We start from the raw sequence: 20,228 nt of genomic DNA on the forward strand, positions 1-20,228 counted from the left end.
CGCCCCCCCCGGGGCCCCCCCCCCCGATAACCCCGTCTCACCCCCTCCCGCCCGGCGCGGTAATAGCAGCGCTCCCTCTTCCCGCCCACGGCAACGCTCCGAAACAGCTGGACCCCGAGCAGTCCGGGAAGCCCGACCCCGCTTCTGAAGTTCGGCCTTGTCGGGACTGCTCGGGACAGTGTTCGACCGTGAGCCTCGAAGAGCTGCGCGGCCGGTTCTGCTGGTTGACGTCACTCGTCCTGCGGACCGACCTGCAACCCGGCGAAGCCGTCCTCGTGCCGCCCGAGGCTCGTCATCTCCTGCATCACCACGCCAACCGCTGCGTGCTGCACCGGCTGACGGTCACCGACCCGGGCGAGGAGGTGGAGGTCCTCGCCGAGGAAATCCAGCGACCACTGAAGGGTGTTCCAGGAGACCGGATGCGGGGCACTTCCTCGATCCGGTCCGGGAGTTCGACCGGGCCGACGGACGTCCCCGGCCGGGGTGGGCCCGGCCGGGGTCGCGAGCGGCTACAGGTGGACGTCGGAGACCTCGAAGGTCTGGACGCTGTGGGCACCGCAGTCGGACCAGAACCGCCCGCCGTTCATCACGGTGTCCGCGTAGTACTGGTAGCGCTGGCCGTCACCGGCGCCGACGCCGGTGACCCAGCGCTTGACCGCGGCACCGTGGACGCCCGGCCGCGAGAACGCCGACAGGTCGAACGTGAGCCACTGCGCGTCCTCGAGGAGGTAGGCGACCACGACCAGCTTGTGGTTGACGGCGTCGTAGGCCGCGACCGCGTTGTTGTGGCCGGTGTCCATGATCGTCATCCCCGGGCGGATGTGCCGCATGTACTGGGCGAGCACCCAGTACTTGGGGTTGACCCCGACCAGCGCCCCGTCGGTGAAGTCGATCGCGCCGAAGCCGTGCCAGTCGAGGATCTGCCAGGCCACCCAGGCCGACGGGTGGAGGAGGCGCAGGTCGGCGTGCAGGTTCTCGGCGAGGGCCAGGCCGTGCGCCCACCCGTCGCCGTACTCGGAGTTCCAGATCCGCTTGCCGTCGGCGGACACCGCGTCGTACAACCCGACCCGGTCGCCGCCGAGTTCGTCGTAACCATGGACATTGACCCGGCCGACGGCCGCCTTGGTCACGGCGTCGAACTCCGGGCTCGTCCAGGTGTTGCGGGCCAGCGCGGTGCCGTTCTCGTCGAGGCCCGCCACCAGCGTCCCCGTCAGGCCCCGGACGTTCAGCTGGGCGCGGGTCCGCCGGATGAGGTCGGCCTGCTGGGCGTGGGTGTAGAAGCAGCCTTCCTGGGTGGTGTCCATCGCCGCCTTGTTGCCCCAGTTCAGGCCTGGCTCGTTGAACGGCTGGACCGAGGCGAAGTCGATGCCCCAGTGGTCGTGCGCATACCGTGCCACCGTCGCCAGGTAGGCCGCGTGGCGGTCGAAGTTGCCGTCCTGGAGGTTGCAGAGGCCGTCGGCCGCGCCCTCCGGGTCGTCGTTCTTGAGCATCCACCACATCGGCGAGTTGGCGAAGAGCTCGAAGGTGTCCACGCCCCGGGCCTTCGCCTGCTGGAGCACGCCCCGCTGCTTGGCGTCCAGGCTCCAGTCGAAGCTCGACGAGGACGGGTCGTCGGAGTTCCAGTCGAGCTGGAAGCCCTCGATCTTCTTGAACCCGTCCAGCGAGGACGCCATCTTCCGGGAGCCGATGGTGTTGCTCCCGGACCCGCCGGCACAGTACCGGACGATGTTCATGCCCAGGCCCGGCAGCTGGTGCCCGAGGAACGGGACGGTGTCGCGGGTGAACAGCAGGTCGGCCAGGTCGTCCCGGGGCCCGATCCGGTTCGCCCACCAGCCCAGCGAGGTGCCCCACCCGTCCCAGTGGCGGGTCCACTCCACGTTCGGCGCCGGCGGCTTGACCTCGATCGTTCCGATCGGCTCGCCCGCCCAGGAACGCCCGGCTCCGGAGATCAGCGTCATCGCGCCGAGCGGCACTCCCGCGAGTCCGCGCAGCAGCGTACGTCGTTCCATCGGTTCCCTCACAAGTCGTCATCCCCCGCAGTCGCGGGGCCAGTTGTATCGCGCACCATCGACATCGCGATGGGCTGGGCCCGGGGCGGACCCCGGGCGACTGGTCGGCACAGGTACCGATTGGTCGGCGTGCCGCCGTCGCCGATGCCGGTGCACCGGTGGAATCCGTCTCCGCCGGTCACCCCGGGAGGAGTCTGCCTTGTCGTCCACCGTGGTGGGCCAACGGCTCCTGAGGGAGCACGCAATGTCAAGAACCGGCGACGCCGGGCCTGAAAGATCGCCCGGAGGAGCGCCCGGACCAGCGCCCGGAGCGTCAGCGAGTGGCCGCGGCGTACTGGGCCGACGACAGCTCGAACACCCGGACCCGCCGCCCGCTGGTGGGGTTGACGGTCTCGCGGGCCGGGTGCATCCCCAGCTTGGTCATGATCCGTTCGGAGGCGTCGTTGCCCACCTGGGCGATGCTGACGATCCGCTCCAGCCCCCGCTCCTCGAACCCGAACCGGACAGCGGCCACAGCCGCCTCGGTGGCCAAGCCCTGCCCCCAGTGGGAACGTCCCAGCCGCCAGCCGACCTCGACCGCCGGCAGGACCTCCGGCAGGAACGCGGGCACCGAAAGGCCCGTGAACCCGGCCAGCTCGCCGGTGGAACGGATCTCCACGGCGAACAGGCCGAAGCCCCGCGACTCCCACTCGCCCTCCCACGCCCGGATCCCGGCACGGGTCTGCTGCTCGTCACGGACACTGCCGTCCCGGATCCACCGCATCACCTCGGGATCGGCATTGACGGCAGCCATGGGCGCGACGTCCTCCTCGCGCCAGCGGCGCAGGATCAACCGGGGAGTCTCAAGCGTGACCATCCCGTCATTCTGGACCCGCGAACGGGCTCTCCGCCATCCTCACCGGGCACGTGTGCGGATGCTCGTCGGATCGACAGGGCCGTCCCGGACTATCCCGAACTCCCGCCGGGAGTCGGGATGACATCGAGTTGCTGGAGGAAGCCGAGGAGGTCCTTGTCCGACCACTTCTCGGCGAGCTTGTCGCCCTCCCGCGCCCCCCACCACGTCCCCGGCGCGCGAGGCCGCCCTGCACGTTCACTCAGAAGCAGCCGTGCGGGGCCCGCCCAGGAGCAGTACGTTGAGGGTGGCGTAGTCGAATCCGCCCTCCAGCGCGGTCGTTGTGCCGCTCTCCAGCAGTTCCCGGGCCGCCCTGCGAACCAGCGCGTACGCGGCCTCGGCGAGGGAGGACCCCGCGCTGATGCGGGCGGCGCCCGCCTCGGCGAGCTCGGACACCGGCGGTGCTCCGGGGCCGACCAGGACGTTCACCGGCAGGGGTTGAGAACCCGTGAGTGTCCTGACCGTCTCGGTGTCCGGTGTGCCGAGGACGAAGATGCCGTCCGCGCCGGCCGTCGCGTAGGCGCGGGCGCGAGTGAGCGTTTCGTCCAGCCAGGTCGTGCGGTCACCGGGCGGCAGGCGGTGTGTGTCGATGCGGGCGTTGATGAACAGCGGGACGCCGGTCTCGTCCGCAGCCTCACGGGCGGCCGCGATCCGTTCGGCCTGCTCGCCGACGGGACGCAGGGTGTCCTCCAGGTTGATGCCCACGGCCCCGGCCGCGAGGACGCCTCGAACGGTCTCGGCCACACCGTCCGGGTCGGTCGCGTAACCGCGTTCGATGTCCGCGGTGACCGGTACGTCGACGGCGGCCGTGATCCGGGCCAGCGCGCCGAGCGCCTGGTCGCGGGTCAGGTGATCGCCGTCGCCGTGACCGAGCGACCAGGCGACCCCGGCACTGGTGGTCGCGATCGCACGGGCACCCGCCTCCGCCACCACCCGGGCGGAAGCGCCGTCCCATGCGTTGGGCAGGACCAACGGTGAGCCCGGTACGTGCAGGGAGCGGAACGTCAGTGCCGTGCCGAGAAGTGTCGCCATGGACGACATTGCACCACGGGAGCCGGACGAACGATCACGGCCCGCTCTCGGGTGCGGGATCGATCGCCTCGCAGCGAACCGTGCCCCAGCCGCGCGCACCGTCACGGTCGCGGCGGGTCCGCTCGCAGGAGCCAGCCCTCGCCACCGGCGAAATTGACGCCCTGGAAGGAGGCGCCGAACTCCACCCGCTCGAAGCCGAGTTCCCGGTGCAGGTCGAGCGAGGCGCGGTTCCTGGCGGAGATGAAGCACCAGACGGCCGACCCTCCTCCCCAGGCCCATTCCATCCGGCGCCGGGTCAGCAGCCTCGCGATTCCACGGCGCCGCCAGTCGGGATCCACCGTGACACCGGTCAGGTAGCAGCCGGCCGGGGCACCGTCCCCGGCATGCTCGGGCAGGAACGCCGCGCTCGCGTACCCGACGGCTTCACCGGACACCTTCGCGGTGATCACCAGGCTGCGCTCAGCACGCAGCGCCCCCCGGATGCGGTCCGCCCATGCGCCCGCCGAACCACCGCGCGCCCGGGCCTGGATCGCGGCGAGCCCCGGCACATCGTCCCCGGTCGCCTCCGCCACCACCGCGGTCACCGGAGCGGGCCGCTCGGCCGGGTCCGGAGCGTAGGCGGCGAACCGCGCGTCCTGCCCTGCCATGTCGCCTCCCCCGCCGTCCGGCGTCGTCCCGAACCCGCACGCTACGGCGGCGGGCACGGCCCCCGCCACCCTGGCCGGTACCCGGTTCTGGCCCCGACCCACCGGAGCGGAGCGCCCGGCCGCCGGGCCGGGCCGCGTGCGGGGCCGAGGTACGGGGGCGGAAACCGCCGTGCGCGGGGCGGGCGCCGTACGCGAGACTGCCGGGATGAACAAGGACGGGTATACGGCGGAACCGGTGACGGAGCTGGTCGGGCAGGCCCTCGGCGCGCAGGACCGGCACGCGTGCGAGGGACTGCTACGGCGGGCCGCCGAGGCCGACGGGCACGGGGCAATGGCGCGCGCGGTGGACCTGCTCGGGTCGCCGCGGCCGGTGGAACGGGCCCTGGGCTGCGACCTGTTGGGGTTCGCGAGCGACGCGCACGAGGACGTCCGGGCGCAGGCCGCCGGCGCCCTGGTCGCCCTGGCCGAGCGGGAGTCCGAACCCGAAGTCCTCTGCTCACTGGCACAGGCCCTGGACCAGACCCAGGACCGGCGGGCCGTGCCCGTCCTGGTGGCCCTGGCCGGGCACCGGGATCCCGAGGTGCGGCAGCGGACGGCCATCGCCCTCGGGGGCTTCGACAGCGGGCTGCCCGACGGGCCGGACGTCCGCACGCTGATCGCCCTCGCCCGGGACCCGGACCCGGAGGTGCGCAACTGGGCCACGTTCTCGCTCGGCTTCCAGTCCGGGGCCGACACCCCGGCGGTCCGGGCGGCCCTCTGGGAACGGGCCCGGGACGCGGACCCGGACGTCCGCGCGGAAGGCGTCCGCGGTCTGGCGCGGCGGCGCGACCCGCGCGCCACCGCGCCCCTGCGCGAACTGCTGGCGGACCCGGACGGCGCGGAGGTCCTCACCTTCCGGGCGGCGGAGATCCTCGGCGCCCCCGAACTGCTGCCGCTGTTGGAGGACTACGACCCGGACGACCACGGGGTGGCCGAGGCCCTCGCCGCCTGCGATCCGGCACGGAAGGCCCGGCTCGACGAGGCCGCCTGGACGCTGGTGCGCGCCCTGGAGCGGCTGCGGCCCGAGCTGTCGCCCGCGGTCTGGACGACCCGCTGCGAACCCGGCCTGACGCTCGGCCTCGGCAGCGGCCCCGACGCGCCGGACTACGACGCACCGGGCTACGACGTCGGAGCGCTGCTCGCACGCGCGGGCAACGATCCGCTGCGGGCGGCCGAACTGGTCTCCGGCGACCACCCGGTGACGCGGTCGGACGTCACTGCCACTGGCCACCCGGAGAATCGAACTCCCGTAAGGGTGAATGAAGTTGGCGATCGAGTGGAGGCCGGTCCAGCTGCGGTCCGAGGAGCCTAGCCGGCCGCCCGTCAGCAGTGAGGGCAGTCGGGAACAGGGGGAATCGTCGGGAAGGTGTCGTTCCCGAGGAGCCAGTCCGTGAGCCATTCCGCCAGGGTGACGTCCTGCGGGGAGGCGTAGTGGTGGTCGCAGGCGTTCTCGTCCATGCCCCACATGACGCCCTGCGGGGTGCTGAGGTCGAGGCACCACCAGATGACACCGCCGAGGGTCACCAACGGCACCACGCTGGGCGGAAAGCCCGGCTCGGAGGCCCACTTCCGGTGGACGCGCGCCAGGGACCCTTCGTGGCTGAACCGCCGCTTCGACTCGGTGAGCGAGACGACGCCGCCGTACGGTCCGAAGCCGCCGTCGGCGACCTCGCAGTAGATCCTCCGCAGCAGCGGCGCCATCGGAAACCCGGTGAGGGCCTCGAACTCCTCGGCGGCCTTCGTCGGCGCGGGCAGGGGAAGACCGCGGGCCTCGGCGAACTCGTGGAGGCCGGCGATGATCTCGTCATCGGTCCAGGCGGGGGAAGTCACGGAGGAACCGTAGCGGCACGCTCGCCGGTGCGTCCGCGCGGGTCGTCGCGGCTCACCGCGGGAGGATCCGGACGGTCGCGGCCTCGTCCGACCACGACCCCGGCCGGGGTCGTCCGGACCTTCGGACGTCCCCGGCCGGGACGGCGACTCAGGCGCAGACGTGCTCGTAGGAGACGAGTCGGCCGCGGTGCAGGAGGCCGGCGCGAGCCCGACGACCCTGGAGTGACGGCATGACGGCGCCGCGGGACAAGCCTCCTCGCCCCCGGTTCACGACTGCTTCGGTCCTGCGGTCAACTCCCCTGTGCGGAAACGGGAACGGCGTACCGGGATCGCCAAGGCCCGTCCGGCCCGTTGATAGCGTGATCGCCATGACGGAGCTGGAAGAGTCGGAAGAACTGGAAGCGCTGGTCCTGACCCCCGACGAGCGGGCGCGGGGAGTCCGGGTCGACCGGGTGATGTTCACGATGGACTGGACCGGCGAGGACCACCCGGGGCAGCTGGCGGCATTCGCGGCCGGTCGGGTACGGGCCTTCGGGGCGGAACCGGCGGGCATCGACACCGATGTGGTCCACCGGGCGGCCGAGCACGATCCGACGCTGCGCCGCGGTGACGTCCCGGTCCGTCAGCTCGATCACCTCGCCGGCGTGCTGGCGGACCTCGGCCGCACGCTCCTGGTGCGGGAGAGCGGCACCGACACCTACGAACTGCTGGTCGCGCTGACCGGTGGGCGCGAGCCGACCGGGTTGCTGCACGAGGGCCTCCCGGTGCGGGCCTGGGGCTCGGAGCCCGAGGAGACCCTGGTCAGCCTGAACTGCCCGGACTGCTCGCAGATGCTGGTGTGGGAGCTGCCGCCGAGCGAGACCCTCGCCGACGAGCACTGCGACTGCGGCGCCGCGTTGTTCGACACCGAAGGCCGCCCACTGCCCCACGTCACGCTCCACGCCTGAGCCGGGCCGGCGCGCCGCGCAGGAAGTCGGGCCCGCCGACTTCCTGCGCGGAGCTGCGATGTGGAAAGCCCCTGACCCGCCCTCGCCGCCTCGGACCTGCACGTGGTGATGTGCTGTGTGCTGTGCACGGTTACCTGTACGCGGTGCTGAGCTGCACTGTTGATGGGGAGTCGAACCCCGCGTTGCTCTTCACGCGCCAGGAGTGGGCCGGAGTACCGCCGGTCCTCGGTGTGTGCACGCCTCCGAAGCTGCTACCTGCTCCACATCGTCCGAACATGCCGGACCGTCAGTCCAGCAGATCGACCTCCCAGTTCGTGCGCTGGATCCGCACGTCGACCTCGCGGATCTCCCGGGCGAGCGCATCCGCCTGACCGCGCAGTTCGGCGACCGGGAGCGCGGAGAGCATCATCAGCTCGGACCGGAGCTGCCGGCCGTATCCCCGGTCACCCGTCCCCGCCGCCGCGTCCGCCGCCGCGGTGACCACGGAGTGGCGCAACCGCAGGACGTCCCGGCGCGCGAGGGCATCGGTGAGCGTGCCGTCGGGGCCCATCTCCACGGTGGCGTTGGTCCGGTTGATCCGCCGGATCAACGTTTCCAGGGCGTCCAGCACCTCGCCGACCTCGGCCAGCAGCTGGGCCGCGTCCTCGGCGGGCGTCTCCCCCTCCTGGTGCCGCGCGCTGCCGACGATGCGCGCCCGCAGCTGTTCCGTACGGCGCGTCGCCTCCGCGCGTTCTGCCAGTGCCTCGGCAAGCTTCACTTCCGCACCTCCTCCTCCAGAGCTCGCACGAGTATACGAGTGCGAACCGGCCCGTCCGCACCTGGATTTCCGCTCCGCCGGGGCCCTGACCAGCGACAGAGCCGGAGCGGGAGCGGGGAACCGGGTCGACGGCCGGTCAGGTCCGGCTCGGAGCGGCGGCCCGGCCGCGGAAGGTGGCCCGGTAGGCCTGGGGCGACACCCCGATCGCCGCGTGCAGGTGCTGGCGCAGCGAGGCGCCGGTGGCGAAGCCGATCTCGGTGGCGATCCGGTCGACCGGGAGGTCGCTGCTCTCCAGCAGGTGGCGGGCGCGGTGCAGCCGTTGCTGGATCAGCCAGCGGCCGGGGCTGGTGCCGGTCTCCTCCTGGAAGCGGCGGGCGAAGGTGCGCGGGCTCATCCGCGCGTGCGCGGCCAACTCCCGCAGGGCGAGCGGGCGGTCGAGGTGTTCCAGGGCCCAGGCCCGGGTCGCGGCGGTGCCGTTGGCGCCCTCCGGCGGCACCGGCTGTTCGATGTACTGGGCCTGGCCGCCCTCGCGCCAGGGCGGCACCACGCAGTACCGGGCGACCTGGTTGGCGACGGCGCTGCCGTGGTCGGAGCGCACCACGTGCAGGCACACGTCGAGGCCGGAGGCGGCGCCCGCCGAGGTGAGGATGTCGCCGTCGTCGACGAACAGCACGTCGGCGTCCAGGGCGACGTGGGGGAACATCCGGCGGAAGGCCGGCGCCAGCGCCCAGTGGGTGGTGGCGGGGCGTCCGTCGAGCAGGCCGGCGGCCGCCAGGGCGAACGCGCCGGTGCAGATGGAGACGATGCGGGTGCCGGGGCGGATCCGGGCGAGGGCCGCGCGCTCGGCGTCCGGCGGGTCGGCGGTGACGCGGTGCAGGGCGTAGGGCGGGATGACGACCGTGTCGGCGCTCTCCAGCGCCTCGGGCCCGTGCCCGACGGTGATCGTGAAGTCGGCGTCGGTGGCGACTGTCCGGTCGTCGGCCGCGGCGCACGTCACCACCTCGTACGCTCCCGGCACGCCGGGGAAGACCCGGTTGGGGATGCCCAGCTCGAAGGGGTACACGCCGTCGAGGGCGAGGACCACCACGCGGTGCGGCGGCCGGTCGCCGGGGAAGCCGAGGGCGCCGCGGAGACCGAGGGCGCCGGAGCCGCGGTGGCCGCGGGGTGCGATCGCAGGCATGGCACGATCCTATCGGTCTTTGACCATCTTGCCATTTCGCAGGTCAGGACCCCGGTCGCAGGCTTGGTCCATGACCACGAACACGATGCGAGCCGTCACCCAGACCACCCTCGGCGCCCCGGACGTCCTCCACGAGGCCGAGGTCGAACGACCCACGCCCGGCGTCGGCCAGATCCTCGTCGCCGTCCACGCCGCCGGGGTCAACCCCACCGACTGGAAGCACCGCGAGCGCGGCATCTTCCTCGGGCAGCCCCCGTTCACCCTCGGCTGGGACGTCTCCGGGACCGTCGCGGCGGTCGGCCTCGGCGTCTCGCTCTTCGCCCCGGGCGACGAGGTCTTCGGCATGCTGCCCTACCCGTACGGCGCCGGCTCGCACGCCGAGTACGTCACCGGCCCCGCCCGGGCCTTCGTGCCCAAGCCCGCCGCACTGACCCACGTCGAGGCGGGCGCGCTCCCGCTGGTGGCGCTCACCGCCTGGCAGGCCCTCGTCGACACGGCGCAGGTCCGGCCGGGGCAGCGGGTCCTGGTGCACGCGGCGGCCGGCGGCGTGGGGCACGTCGCCGTGCAGATCGCCAAGGCGCGCGGCGCGTACGTCATCGGCACCGCGTCCGCCGCCAAGCACGACTTCGTCCGGGACCTGGGCGCGGACGAGGTGATCGACTACCGCACCGCCGACTTCGCGCAGGAGGCCCGGGACGTCGACGTGGTCCTCGACCCGCTCGGCGGGGAGGACCGGCTGCGCTCCCTGGAGACGCTCCGGCCCGGCGGCGTCCTGGTGTCGATCCTGCCCCACGACCTCGACGGACTGGCCGAGCGTGCCGCCGAGTTGGGCGTGACGGCGAAGACCCTGCTGGTCGAGCACGACCGGGCCGGGATGGCCGCGATCGCCGCCCTCGCCGAGTCCGGGCAGCTGCGCGTCCACGTCTCCGGCGCCTACCCGCTCGCCGAGGCCGCCGAGGCCCACGCCGAGGGCGAGACGGGCCGGGTCACCGGGAAGCTGGTGCTCACCGTCCGCCCGTGACAGCGCCCGGCGGTGCGGATCCGTCCGGGATCCGCACCGCCGGCACGAGCTTCGGCGGCCCCGCGAACACCTGCCCACACAGGTTTAAAGCGATGCTGCTGCCCGGGGTCGGATGCGAGGCGGGACACCCGCTCGCCCGCGAGCAGAACCGATCAGACCGGGGCAGAGTCGGACCGATTCGGGCGGGATGGGACGATACCTGCCATGCCAAGCAAGTCTCCCCCGGTCCGGGGCACCGACGCCCCGCCCGACCCGCTCCGCCGTCTGCTGCTCGAACTGGGCGAAGCCCTGCTGGGCGGCGGCCTGCCCGTCCATGACGTCGAAGAGGAACTCCACTGGCTGGGGCGGGCGTTGGGGGCGCCGGAGGTACGGGTCGCCGCCCTGACCAACGGGCTCTTCGTCGCGCTGGGGCCGGACGACGCCACCCGGTTCCAGCCGGTCGGCACCGCGCTGCGGTTCGAGCAGACGGCCGACGTCCTCCACCTGGTGCACCGGCTGCGGGCGGGCGAGCTCGACGGGCGGCGGGCGCTCGCCGAGCTGGACGGGATCCGGCGGGCGCCGGCCCGCCGGCCCGCGTGGGTGTCGGACCTCGGGGCGCTGCCGGTCGGGGTGGGGGTCTGCCTCTTCCTCCAGCCGGTGGCGGCGAACGTGCTGGCGGCCGGGCTCGGCTCACTGATCGTCGTGGGGCTGACCGTGCTCGCCCGGCGGCTGCCGTACCTGCGGCCGCTGTTGCCCGTCACCGCCGGGTTCCTGGTCGCGCTGCTGGTTCTCTCGCTCGCCCGGGCCGGGCTGCTGGAGGGCCCGCTGCGGACCATCGTGGCCACGCTGGCGATCCTGCTTCCCGGCGGACTGCTCGTCACCGGGCTGTCGGAGATCGCCGCGGGTGCGGCCAGCGCGGGTACGGCCCGGCTGGTGTCCGGTGCGGTGCAGCTGGCGCTGTTCCTCGCCGGGGTGGCCGCGGCCGCGACGGCGGCCGGCGTGCCGGCCGCCGCGCTGGCGGACGTGCAGGTGGCCAGGCCGAGCTGGTGGGTGATCGCGCTGGGGCTGGCGCTCGCGGTGGCCGGCGTGGTGGTCAGCGTGAACACCCCGCCCTCGGCCGTCCCGTGGATCGTCGTGGTGATCGCGGTCAGCGTCACGGTCCAGGTGGTGGTGGGGTCGGCGCACGGCGCGGCGGTCGGCGGCCTGGCCGGCGCGGTCACCGCCGCGGCCGCGGCCACCCTGGTGCACTGGCTGCCGGGCGGTCCGCTCTGGCAGGTGCTCTACCTCCCGGCGTTCTGGATCGTGGTACCGGGCTCCTTCGGCCTGCTGCACACCGCGCAGATCGAGGTCGGGAACGGCGCGCAGTCGGTGCTGACGGCCGTGTCGGCGGTCTTCGGAGTGTCGATCGGCACCCTGATCGGCTCGGTGATCAGCCGGATCCCCCGTCCCTCCCGCACCGTGCTGCTGCCCCGGGCCTGAGCCCGGGGCAGGCGGGCCCGCCCGTGTCGGGGCCCCGATGCAGCCGGGGGCCGGATGCGGGCGGGGCCCCGGCTCAGGGGTGGCGCAGCGCCTCGGTGAGCCGATGGGCGGCCTCGACGACGGCCTGGGAGAGCTGGGCGCCGGGGTGCCGGGTGAGGCGTTCGATCGGCCCGGACACCGTGACGGCGGCGACCACCCGGTTGGACTGGCCGCGGACCGGCGCGGAGACGGAGGCCACCCCGAGTTCGCGCTCGCCGACCGACTGGGCCCAGCCCCGGCGCCGTACGCCGCTCAGCGCGGTGGCGGTGAAGCGGGCGCCCTGCAGTCCGCGGTGGAGCCGTTCGGGCTCCTCCCAGGCGAGCAGGATCTGGGCGGCGGCGCCGACCTTCATGGGAAGGGTGACGCCCACCGGAACGGTGTCGCGCAGGCCGGTGAGGCGCTCGGCGGCGGCCACGCAGATCCGCACCTCGCCCTGCCGGCGGTAGAGCTGGGCGCTCTCGCCGGTGATGTCGCGCAGCTGGGCGAGGACCGAGCCGGCCGCGGCCAGCAGCCGGTCCTCCCCGGCCGCCGTCGCGAGCTCGCCGAGCCGCGGGCCGAGCATGAACCGGCCCTGGTTGTCCCGGCTGACCAGACGGTGGCGTTCGAGTGCGACGGCCAGCCGGTGGGCGGTGGGCCGCGCCATGCCGGTGGCGGCGACCAGGCCGCCCAGCGTGGCGGGGCCGGCCTCCAGGGTGCCGAGGATCGAGGTGACCTTGTCGAGCACGCCGACGCCGCTCGTGTTCTCCATGTGGGGGTACTCCAGTCTCGGGGCCCGGAGCAGCGGACGGTCGCTGCTCACGGCGGCTCCTGGCGGGGAGCCGGGGGGTGTGGTCAGCGAGGACGGGCCGGGGGAAACGGCCGATTGCCTGCGCCGGGCACGAGACGGGTACGCGAAAGCGCCGGGGCGGGAAGCGCCCGGGCGAAGGACAGCACAGAGAGCACCGTGTCTCCTCATCTTTCCCGCGCCACAGTGGCGACAGGCCGGAGTTGGCACTGCCCCCGGACGGCACGGCGCGTACTTCGGACGCCGGGTCGAACGGGGAGTTGCCGGGGCTTCGTAGGGCCGGTCCCTCCACCCCTCTGGATGATTCGCCAGGAACGATACAAGACTTCCCGGGCCGCTCGGCAAGCCCCCCACTTCCGATCCCCACCTCCGACCCCCACCCCCGGCCGCCGCCCGCGGGCCCGCTCAGCGGTGGCGCGGCTCCGGCAGGCCGGTGCACGGGGCCCGGTCCGGGCCGCCGGGGGCGGTGGTGTCCCAGTCGCTCAGGGCGGCGAGGGCGGCGGCGCGTTCGGAGGCCGTCGGCCGGGTGCCCTCGGGGCCGAGCAGGTAGTCGGCGACCGGGGTGAGCAGCAGGGTCGCGTCGCCGGCCGGGAGCAGCAGGGCCTCGTCCCACCGGTGCCGGATGACGGTGCGGCGCAGCAGGGTGCCGTGGCGCGGCCGGAGCGGGCGGTGGCGGCCGCGGCGGCGGCGCCGTTCGGGGGCGACCTCGGTCTCCAGGACGGTGCGCACGTCCCGCAGGGAGCCGAGCGGCACGTGTTCGGCGGCGAGGTCGAGGAGGGCCGCGGCCTCCGGGGCGAGCCGGTAGGCGGCGACCACCGCGGCGGTCTCGACGGGGTCGAAGGGCTGCCCGGCGAGCTGGGCCACGTCGATCACGTCGCCCGCGAGGAAGGCGCGCCCGAGCCCCTCCTCGGCGAGGGCGATCAGGCATTCCACGTGGTCGTCGGCGGCCAGGTAGGGGCGGACCGGGACGGAGGCGAGGTCGCCGGTGAGCGCGGCGGTGGCGACCCGTACCTGGTACCACGGGTCCAGCAGCGGGTCCTCGCCCGGCCAGCGCAGGGTGACGGCGGTGTGCCGGGGCCGCTCGCCGAACAGGGTGACCTCCACGGACTCCACCGGGTGATCGGTGACCAGCCGGTTGACGGTCTGCCAGAGCGTGGCCTCCGTGGGGCTGACGAGGCCGAGCTCGGCCAGCGGCCGGGGCAGGTCGGGCGGGTAGTAGCCGGCCAGTGGCAGGTCGCGGATCGGACGGACCCCGGTGGCGTCGGCGAGGTCGCGCGCGACGCCCGCGTAGCACTCGGCCCGGTCGCGGGCGCGCTGCAGCTCGGCGCGGGCGTGCCGGCCCATCCGGACGCCGTCCCGGGCGAGCGCGGCGAGCACCAGGTACGGGAGGTGGCGCTCGCCCCGGGCGCGGTGGAGCAGGTCGACCGGTCCGGCGGCCGGGTCGACGTCGAGCAGCCGGTGGAGCAGGTCGGTGTTCATGGGGGTCCGCCTCCGAGAGCCGTGGTGGTCGGCCGGACGGCGGCCGGGCGACCGGGGACGTGGCGGGTCCGGCGGTCGGGGCCGGGCCGACTGCGGGCGCCACACCGTCGATTGTGGTCACGGCCGATCAACGCCGGATCACCACCGGGTCGATGATCCCTCGACATCCCGCGGGGTGCCGTGGGTTGATAGGGGCTCATCGAATCGGGGGGCGGCACGTGCGCGGACGGGGGCGAGCACATGAGGCGGGCAGGTGCAGGGATGGATGATTTCCGGTTCTCGGTGCTGGGACTGATGAGAGCGCAGCGCGGCGCGACCGCGCTGAAGGTGGGCAGCCCCCAGCAGCAGGCGATGCTGGCGGTGCTGCTGCTGCGGCCCGGCCACGGCGCGAGCGCCACCGACCTGATCGACGCCCTGTGGGGCGAGGAGCCGCCGGGCACCGCGATGACGACGGTGCGCACGTACGCCTGGCGGTGGCGCAAGGTGCTGCACGGCGAGGAACCGGACGCGCCGACCGTACTGACCTCGGCCGGGGACGGCTACCGGCTGGTGCTGCCCAAGCACGCGGTGGACGCGGCGCAGGCGGAGGAGCTGGCGGCGCAGGCCGAGCGCACGGCGGCCGCCGGGGAGCCGCAGCAGGCGCGTGATCTGCTGAACCAGGCACTGGAGTTGTGGCAGGGCGAGCCGCTGGCCGGCATCCCCGGCCCGTTCGCGCAGCGCCAGCGCCAGCGGCTCCAGGAGCTGCGGCTGACCCTGCTGGAGGAGCGGATCGCCCTGGACCTGGCGCTCGGCCGCTACTCCCGGTGCATCCCGGAGCTGACCTCGCTGACCACCGAACACCCGCTGCACGAGCGGGCGTACGGGCTGCTGATGCGCGCGCTGTACCAGGCCGGGCGGCAGGCGGACGCGCTGGCGGTGTTCCGCGGCGCGCGTCAGCTGTTCCTGGCCGAACTGGGCGTGGCGCCCGGAGCGGAGCTGGACCTGCTGCACCAGCGGATCCTGGAGGGCGACCCGACGCTGGCCGCCCCGGCGCCGGTCCTCCGGCCGGTGTCCGCCGTACCCGGGCCGGCCGCGCCCGTGCCCGGCCCGGCGGAGCGGACCGTTCCCGGGACCGGATCGCCGGAGCCGGCCGGCGGACCCGCGGTACCGGACGCACCCGCCGCCGCCCCGGCCGGGAACGGCGTGCCGGCCCCCAGACCGGCCCAGCTTCCGCCCGACGCGGCCGACTTCACCGGCCGCACGGTGCTGGTGGAGCGGCTGCGCGGGGCCCTCGGCGCGCCCGGCCAGCAGGCGCTGGCGATCGCGACCGTGGTCGGCATGGGCGGGGTCGGCAAGACCGCGCTGGCCCTGCACGTCGCCCACCGGGTGCGCGAGGCCTACCCGGACGGGCAGCTCTACGTCGACCTGCGGGGCGCCGACGCCACCCCGGCCGACCCGGAGGCGGTGCTCAGCGGCTTCCTGGTGGCGCTCGGCGTGCCGGCCGACGCGGTGCCGGACGGACTGGACGCCCGTTCGGCGCTGTTCCGCTCGGTGGTGGACGGCCGGCGGCTGCTGCTGGTGCTCGACAACGTCCACGACACCGCGCAGATCAGACCGCTGCTGCCGGGCGCGGTCGGCTGCGCCGTGCTCACCACCAGCCGCACCCGGCTGTCCGGACTGCCCGCGACCGTCCAGGCCGACCTTGGCGTCTTCGAACCCGAGGAGGCGCTCGAACTGCTGGGCCGTACCATCGGCGCCGAGCGGCTGGCCGCCGAGGCCGAGGCCGCCCGGGAGCTGCTGCTCGTCTGCGGCCACCTCCCGCTCGCGGTGCGGATCGTGGCGGCCAGGCTGGCCGCCCGGCCGAGCTGGACGGTGCAGACGCTGGGCCGCCGGCTGGCGGTCGAGCGCCGGCGGATCGACGAGCTGCGCATCGGCGACCTGGAGGTGGCGGCCGCCTTCGAACTGAGTTACCGCCAGTTGACGCCCGCCCAGGCCCGGGCGTTCCGGCTGGCCGCCTCGGTGGACGGCCCGGACCTCGGGCTGCAGGCCGCGGCCGCCCTGCTGGACCTCGACGAGTACGACGCCGAGGACCTGCTGGAGGCCCTGGTGGACGTGGCGATGATGGAATCGCCCTTCCCCGGCCGCTACCGCTTCCACGACCTGCTGCGCGCGTTCGCCCGGCGCCGTCCGGACGATCCCGGCGCGGCGGTCGCGGCCCGTGACCGGATGCTCGACCACCTGCTGGCCACCGCGTGCACGGCCTTCCAGCACGCCGTTCCCGGGGATCCGGCGGCCGGCGCGCTGGGGCCCGCCCGCAGCGCGGGCGTTCCGCTGGACGGCCCGGACGGGGCGCGGGCCTGGGCCGAGGCGGAGGGTTCCGGGGCGATCGCGCTGGCCGCCCAGGTGGCGGGCTGGACCCTCGCGGACGACGCTGCGGCCGCCCCGTCCGCCCCTGCCGACGGCCCGGCGGCGGCACACGGGCCGGGGCAGGGGCCGATGCAGGGCCCGGGGCCCGAACCGCTGCGCGCCGCGATCGATCTGCTGATCGCGCTCACGCCGTTCGTCCTCGCCCCGCCCAGCCGTCAGCTGGCCACCACCGCGCAGGCCCTGGCCGCCGCCGCGGTCCACCGCGCCGACCACCGGGCAGCTGGCCGGGCGCACTTCCTCCGCGGCAACGTCGCCCTGGCCGCCACCCGGCTGGAGGAGGCGGAGTCGGCCTCCCGGCTGGCGGTGGCCGCCTCCCGCTCGGCGGGCGACACGGTGATCCTGCGCCAGGCGCTGAACGACCTCGGCCTGGTCTGCCAGTTCCTCAGCCGTTACGACGAGGCCGTCGGGCACTACGACGAGGCACTGCTGCTGGCCCGCGAACTCGGCCACCGCTCCGGGGCGCTGGTGACGACGGTGAACGCGGCGCTGGCCCGGGTGCGCAGCGGGCGGGCCGCCGAGGCGGTGCCGATCTGCCACGAGGTGCTGGCCGAACTGCGGACCCGGCACGACGATCCGGGCCGGGCGTACACGCTGTACGTGCTGGGGCTGGCGCTGCACGGGCTGGGGCGGCACGAGGAGGCGGTCACCTGGTTCGGCGAGTGCCTGGCGGTGGCCTCGGCGGCCGGCCTGCGGGCCCGGGCGGCGCACGCCCGCTACCGGATGGCGGACAGTCTGCGGTCGCTGGGCCGGACGGACGAGGCGCTGGAGCACGCCGGGCAGTCGCTGGAGCTGTGCGAGGAGCTGGGTGCCGAGCGGGACCAGGGCCACGCGCTGGTGGTGCTGGGCCGGACCCTGGCCGACCTCGGGCGCGAGGCCGAGGCGGGCGGCCGGCTGCGGGAGGCGCACCGGATCTTCGTCCGGCTGGGGCTGCCGGAGGCGGCGGAGGTGGCGGGGCTGCTGTCCGCGCGGGAGGGCTCTGCCACGTCGGCCGCATCGGCGGCATCGGCTCCGTCGGCCGCATCGGCTCCCTCGGTCCCGTCGGCTCCCTCGGTCCCGAAGGGGCGGCGGGCCGCCGACCGGCTCTCGTCTGGCTGCTGAAGAAACGATCCTGCGCCCGGCTTCGGCACGCTCAGGAACCGGTGCTGTTCCAGTCGCCGGTGCTGCCGTGCCCGGTGCTGGTCGGGGTCGGGGTCGGGGTCGGGACGGCCGTCGGAGTCGCGTCGCCGCTCACCACCGTCGCCGTCCCGGTGCCGGCCGACTCCGCCACGGCGACCGTGGCGGAGAGGCCCGCCCCCAGGGCGACGACCACCCCGAGGCCGACCGTGAACAGCCGCAGGCGGGTACGGGCGGTGGCCGGACGCTGCGTCATCTCTGGTGCTCCCTTGGGTCGCTTCCCCGGGGGGAAGGGGTTCCGTCGTGGTGTGGCACCAGTCTGGCCGGGGGCGGTCAACGGCCGATCTACAGCCGAGCACCGGTGGTCACCACTGATCACCGGTGCCCGGCTGAGCCGCATCTCAGACCTCCGAACGAATCTCCGAACGAATCTCCGAGCGGATCTCCAGGGTGCAGCACTTCACGCTGCCGCCGCCCTTGAGCAGCTCGCTGAGGTCCATCCCGATCGGCCAGAAGCCGCGCTCGCGCAGCCGCGCGGCCAGGCCGACGGCCGCCTCCGGCAGCACCACGTGCAGGCCGTCGCTCACCGCGTTGAGGCCGAACACCGCCGCGTCCTCGCCGCCCACCAGCAGCGCGTCCGGGAACAGCCGCCGCAGGACGGCACGGCTGCCGGCCGAGAAGGCCTCCGGGTTGTACATGATCTCGTCGCCGTCGAGCACGGCGAGCGCGGTGTCCAGGTGGTAGTAGCGCGGGTCGACCAGCTCCAGCCCGATCACCGGCCGGCCGAAGAACTCCTGGGCCTCCGCGTGCCCGTCGGCCACGCTGCGAAAGCCCCGCCCGGCCAGCACGGACCCCGCGGTCAGCAGCAGGTCCCCCTCGCCCTCGTTGACGTGCTCCGGATCGCGCGTCTCGAAGCCCCGGGCGCGGAACCACTCCAGGTAGGCCGGGCCCTCGGCGGCCCGCTCGGCGTTGCGGAAGCGCGCGCCGAGCACCTTGCCGTCCACCACGGTGGCGCCGTTGGCCGCGTAGACCATGTCGGGCAGGCCGGGCAGCGGGTCGATCAGGTCGACCCGGTGGCCGAGCTCGCCGTAGAGGGCGTACAGCCGCTCCCACTGGGCGACGGCGAGGTCGGTGTCCACCGGCTTGGCGGGGTCCATCCACGGGTTGATCGCGTAGCTGACCTCGAAGTGGGTCGGACGGCACATCAGGTAGTGGCGCGGGCGGGCGGTGCGGGTCATCGGGGCCTCCGGGTGAGGGCGGGTCGGGAGGTGGCGCGGGATGGGGCGGGGCGGCGCGGTCAGGCGGCGGGGTCCGACGGCCGGGTCGGGAAGTCGCGCAGGCCGCGCAGCGGGCTGGCCAGCAGCACCCCGCCGGCCGAGAGCAGCACGCCCGCCATCAGCCAGATGGTGCCGCGGGCGCCGATCACCTCGCCGAGCCAGCCGCCGAGCAGGGCTCCCACCGGGATCGCGCTGTAGTTGAGGGTCGCGGAGCTGGCCCTGATCCGGCCGATCATCTCGGGCGGGCAGTAGGCCTGGGAGAAGCTGCCGGCCAGGACGTTGCCCGCCACCACGCCGCAGACCGCGACGGCCCAGGCGAGCGCGCTGACCACGAGCGGCAGCCGCTCGCCCGCCAGCGGCAGCAGCAGGATGAAGGGCGCGACCACCAGCTCGCAGACCAGCAGCCCGCGCGCGGTGCCCAGCCTGCGGGCGATCCGCCCGGCCAGCATCGCACCGGCCAGCCCGCCAACGCTCACCAGCGCGAACACCGCGCCCACCGCGCCCGGTTCGATCCCCACGCTGCGCACCAGGAAGACCGTCTGCACCGCCTGGATGCCGTTCAGTCCCAGGTTGCCGACCGCCGCGAAGCAGGCGAACGTGCGCAGGTAGGGATCGCGCAGCAGGAACCGGACGCCCTCGCCGATCTCGCGCGGGATGCCGCGCCGTTCGGACACCGGCGGGGGGCGCTCCTCCGTCCTGATCCGCCGCAGGCAGAACGCCGACACCAGGTAGGTGAGCGAGTCGGCGAGCATCCCGCTGGCGGCGCCGAAGGCCTGCGCGAGCAGACCGGCCGCGCCGGGGCCGGCGATCTCCGCCGCCGAGGCCCCGGAGCGCAGCTTGACGTTGGCCTCCAGCAGGTCGGCCTTCGCCACCAGGGTGGGCAGCACCGCCCCGTAGGCGGTGGAGAAGAACACCTTCACCGCCCCGGTCAGCAGGGCCACCACCACCAGCTGGGCGAGGGAGAGCGCCCCCAGCCACGCGGACACCGGGACACTGGCGAAGAGGACGAGCAGCAGCAGGTCGCAGACCAGCATCACCCGCAGCCGGGGCCAGCGGTCCACCCAGGCTCCGGCCGGCAGGCCGAGGAACAGCCAGGGCAGCCAGGCGGCGGCGTTGATCACGCCCACCGCGAAGGGGCCGGCGCCCAGGGTGACCACGGCCACCAGGGACAGCGCCACGCTTCCGACGGCCGTGCCGAGGGTGCTGGTGGTCTCACCGATCCAGAGCCGGCGGAAGTCCCCCTGGGCCCACAGGCCCCACCGGCCGCGCGGCCGCTCCGGCGGCGCCGGTGATTCGATCGGGACGGTGGTGGTCATCG

Annotated in this window: 17 protein-coding genes and 1 riboswitch; of the genes, 5 read left to right on the plus strand and 12 right to left on the minus strand. The window is 74.5% G+C overall.

The features are described 5' to 3' along the window. Nucleotides 1-509 precede the first annotated feature (509 nt). The 4 genes from ACWGJO_RS04245 to ACWGJO_RS04260 form a co-directional block, all read right to left on the minus strand. Entirely contained in the window at nucleotides 510-2,009 is a 1,500-nt protein-coding gene (locus ACWGJO_RS04245; protein ID WP_452182057.1) for a glycoside hydrolase, read from the minus strand. Between the two features lie 313 nt (nucleotides 2,010-2,322). Further along, entirely contained in the window at nucleotides 2,323-2,865 is a 543-nt protein-coding gene (locus ACWGJO_RS04250) for a GNAT family N-acetyltransferase (protein WP_452182058.1), read from the minus strand. Nucleotides 2,866-3,099: 234 nt separating this feature from the next. Beyond that, nucleotides 3,100-3,942 carry an isocitrate lyase/PEP mutase family protein gene (locus ACWGJO_RS04255; RefSeq protein WP_452182059.1) on the minus strand — a complete coding sequence of 281 codons (843 nt, stop codon included), beginning with the start codon at nucleotides 3,940-3,942 and terminating at the stop codon, nucleotides 3,100-3,102. A 92-nt stretch (nucleotides 3,943-4,034) separates the two neighbouring features. Next, nucleotides 4,035-4,580 carry an N-acetyltransferase family protein gene (locus ACWGJO_RS04260; protein WP_452182061.1) on the minus strand — a complete coding sequence of 182 codons (546 nt, stop codon included), beginning with the start codon at nucleotides 4,578-4,580 and terminating at the stop codon, nucleotides 4,035-4,037. Nucleotides 4,581-4,785: 205 nt separating this feature from the next. Between ACWGJO_RS04260 and ACWGJO_RS04265 the strand changes: the two genes are divergently transcribed. Further along, nucleotides 4,786-5,931 carry a HEAT repeat domain-containing protein gene (locus ACWGJO_RS04265; RefSeq protein ID WP_452182062.1) on the plus strand — a complete coding sequence of 382 codons (1,146 nt, stop codon included), beginning with the start codon at nucleotides 4,786-4,788 and terminating at the stop codon, nucleotides 5,929-5,931. Between the two features lie 11 nt (nucleotides 5,932-5,942). On the opposite strand, the gene ACWGJO_RS04270 is transcribed toward ACWGJO_RS04265, so the two are convergent. Beyond that, nucleotides 5,943-6,449 (minus strand): hypothetical protein, encoded by a 507-nt coding sequence (locus tag ACWGJO_RS04270; RefSeq protein WP_452182063.1) that lies wholly within the window; start codon nucleotides 6,447-6,449, stop codon nucleotides 5,943-5,945. Between the two features lie 368 nt (nucleotides 6,450-6,817). Here ACWGJO_RS04270 and ACWGJO_RS04275 point away from each other — a divergent pair, with 368 nt between their 5' ends. Further along, nucleotides 6,818-7,396: a hypothetical protein gene (locus ACWGJO_RS04275; protein WP_452182064.1), complete on the plus strand. Its 579-nt coding sequence runs from the start codon at nucleotides 6,818-6,820 to the stop codon at nucleotides 7,394-7,396. 286 nt (nucleotides 7,397-7,682) lie between these two features. Here the strand turns inward: ACWGJO_RS04275 and ACWGJO_RS04280 are convergent, their stop codons facing one another. Further along, entirely contained in the window at nucleotides 7,683-8,153 is a 471-nt protein-coding gene (locus ACWGJO_RS04280; protein WP_452182065.1) for a DIP1984 family protein, read from the minus strand. 136 nt (nucleotides 8,154-8,289) lie between these two features. Continuing rightward, nucleotides 8,290-9,240 (minus strand): GlxA family transcriptional regulator, encoded by a 951-nt coding sequence (locus ACWGJO_RS04285; protein WP_452182109.1) that lies wholly within the window; start codon nucleotides 9,238-9,240, stop codon nucleotides 8,290-8,292. A 163-nt stretch (nucleotides 9,241-9,403) separates the two neighbouring features. Between ACWGJO_RS04285 and ACWGJO_RS04290 the strand changes: the two genes are divergently transcribed. Together ACWGJO_RS04290 and ACWGJO_RS04295 are read left to right on the plus strand one after the other, a co-directional pair. Continuing rightward, entirely contained in the window at nucleotides 9,404-10,354 is a 951-nt protein-coding gene (locus tag ACWGJO_RS04290; RefSeq protein WP_452182066.1) for an NADP-dependent oxidoreductase, read from the plus strand. A 204-nt stretch (nucleotides 10,355-10,558) separates the two neighbouring features. Next, nucleotides 10,559-11,812 (plus strand): threonine/serine exporter family protein, encoded by a 1,254-nt coding sequence (locus ACWGJO_RS04295; RefSeq protein ID WP_452182067.1) that lies wholly within the window; start codon nucleotides 10,559-10,561, stop codon nucleotides 11,810-11,812. A 73-nt stretch (nucleotides 11,813-11,885) separates the two neighbouring features. Here ACWGJO_RS04295 and ACWGJO_RS04300 read toward each other — a convergent pair whose 3' ends face one another. Together ACWGJO_RS04300 and ACWGJO_RS04305 are read right to left on the minus strand one after the other, a co-directional pair. Continuing rightward, on the minus strand, nucleotides 11,886-12,599 hold the full coding sequence (locus tag ACWGJO_RS04300; protein ID WP_452182110.1) for an IclR family transcriptional regulator: 714 nt from the start codon (nucleotides 12,597-12,599) through the stop codon (nucleotides 11,886-11,888). Between the two features lie 200 nt (nucleotides 12,600-12,799). Then, nucleotides 12,800-12,942, minus strand: a riboswitch (SAM riboswitch). A gap of 98 nt (nucleotides 12,943-13,040) precedes the next feature. Continuing rightward, nucleotides 13,041-14,114 (minus strand): hypothetical protein, encoded by a 1,074-nt coding sequence (locus ACWGJO_RS04305; protein ID WP_452182068.1) that lies wholly within the window; start codon nucleotides 14,112-14,114, stop codon nucleotides 13,041-13,043. 261 nt (nucleotides 14,115-14,375) lie between these two features. On the opposite strand from ACWGJO_RS04305, the gene ACWGJO_RS04310 reads away from it, so the two are divergent. Further along, the gene (locus ACWGJO_RS04310) at nucleotides 14,376-17,618 is read left to right on the plus strand and encodes an AfsR/SARP family transcriptional regulator (RefSeq protein WP_452182069.1); all 3,243 of its coding nucleotides are present in this window, start codon (nucleotides 14,376-14,378) and stop codon (nucleotides 17,616-17,618) included. A gap of 31 nt (nucleotides 17,619-17,649) precedes the next feature. Here ACWGJO_RS04310 and ACWGJO_RS04315 read toward each other — a convergent pair whose 3' ends face one another. From ACWGJO_RS04315 to ACWGJO_RS04325, 3 genes are all read right to left on the minus strand, one after another. Beyond that, nucleotides 17,650-17,889, minus strand: coding sequence for a hypothetical protein (locus tag ACWGJO_RS04315; RefSeq protein WP_452182070.1), 240 nt, complete (start codon nucleotides 17,887-17,889; stop codon nucleotides 17,650-17,652). Between the two features lie 145 nt (nucleotides 17,890-18,034). Further along, on the minus strand, nucleotides 18,035-18,871 hold the full coding sequence (gene ddaH, locus ACWGJO_RS04320; RefSeq protein ID WP_452182071.1) for a dimethylargininase: 837 nt from the start codon (nucleotides 18,869-18,871) through the stop codon (nucleotides 18,035-18,037). Between the two features lie 59 nt (nucleotides 18,872-18,930). Continuing rightward, nucleotides 18,931-20,226, minus strand: a complete 1,296-nt coding sequence (locus tag ACWGJO_RS04325; RefSeq protein WP_380541762.1) for an MFS transporter — start codon at nucleotides 20,224-20,226, stop codon at nucleotides 18,931-18,933. Nucleotides 20,227-20,228: the final 2 nt, after the last annotated feature.

The sequence above is a fragment of the Kitasatospora sp. NPDC054795 genome (assembly GCF_053611565.1).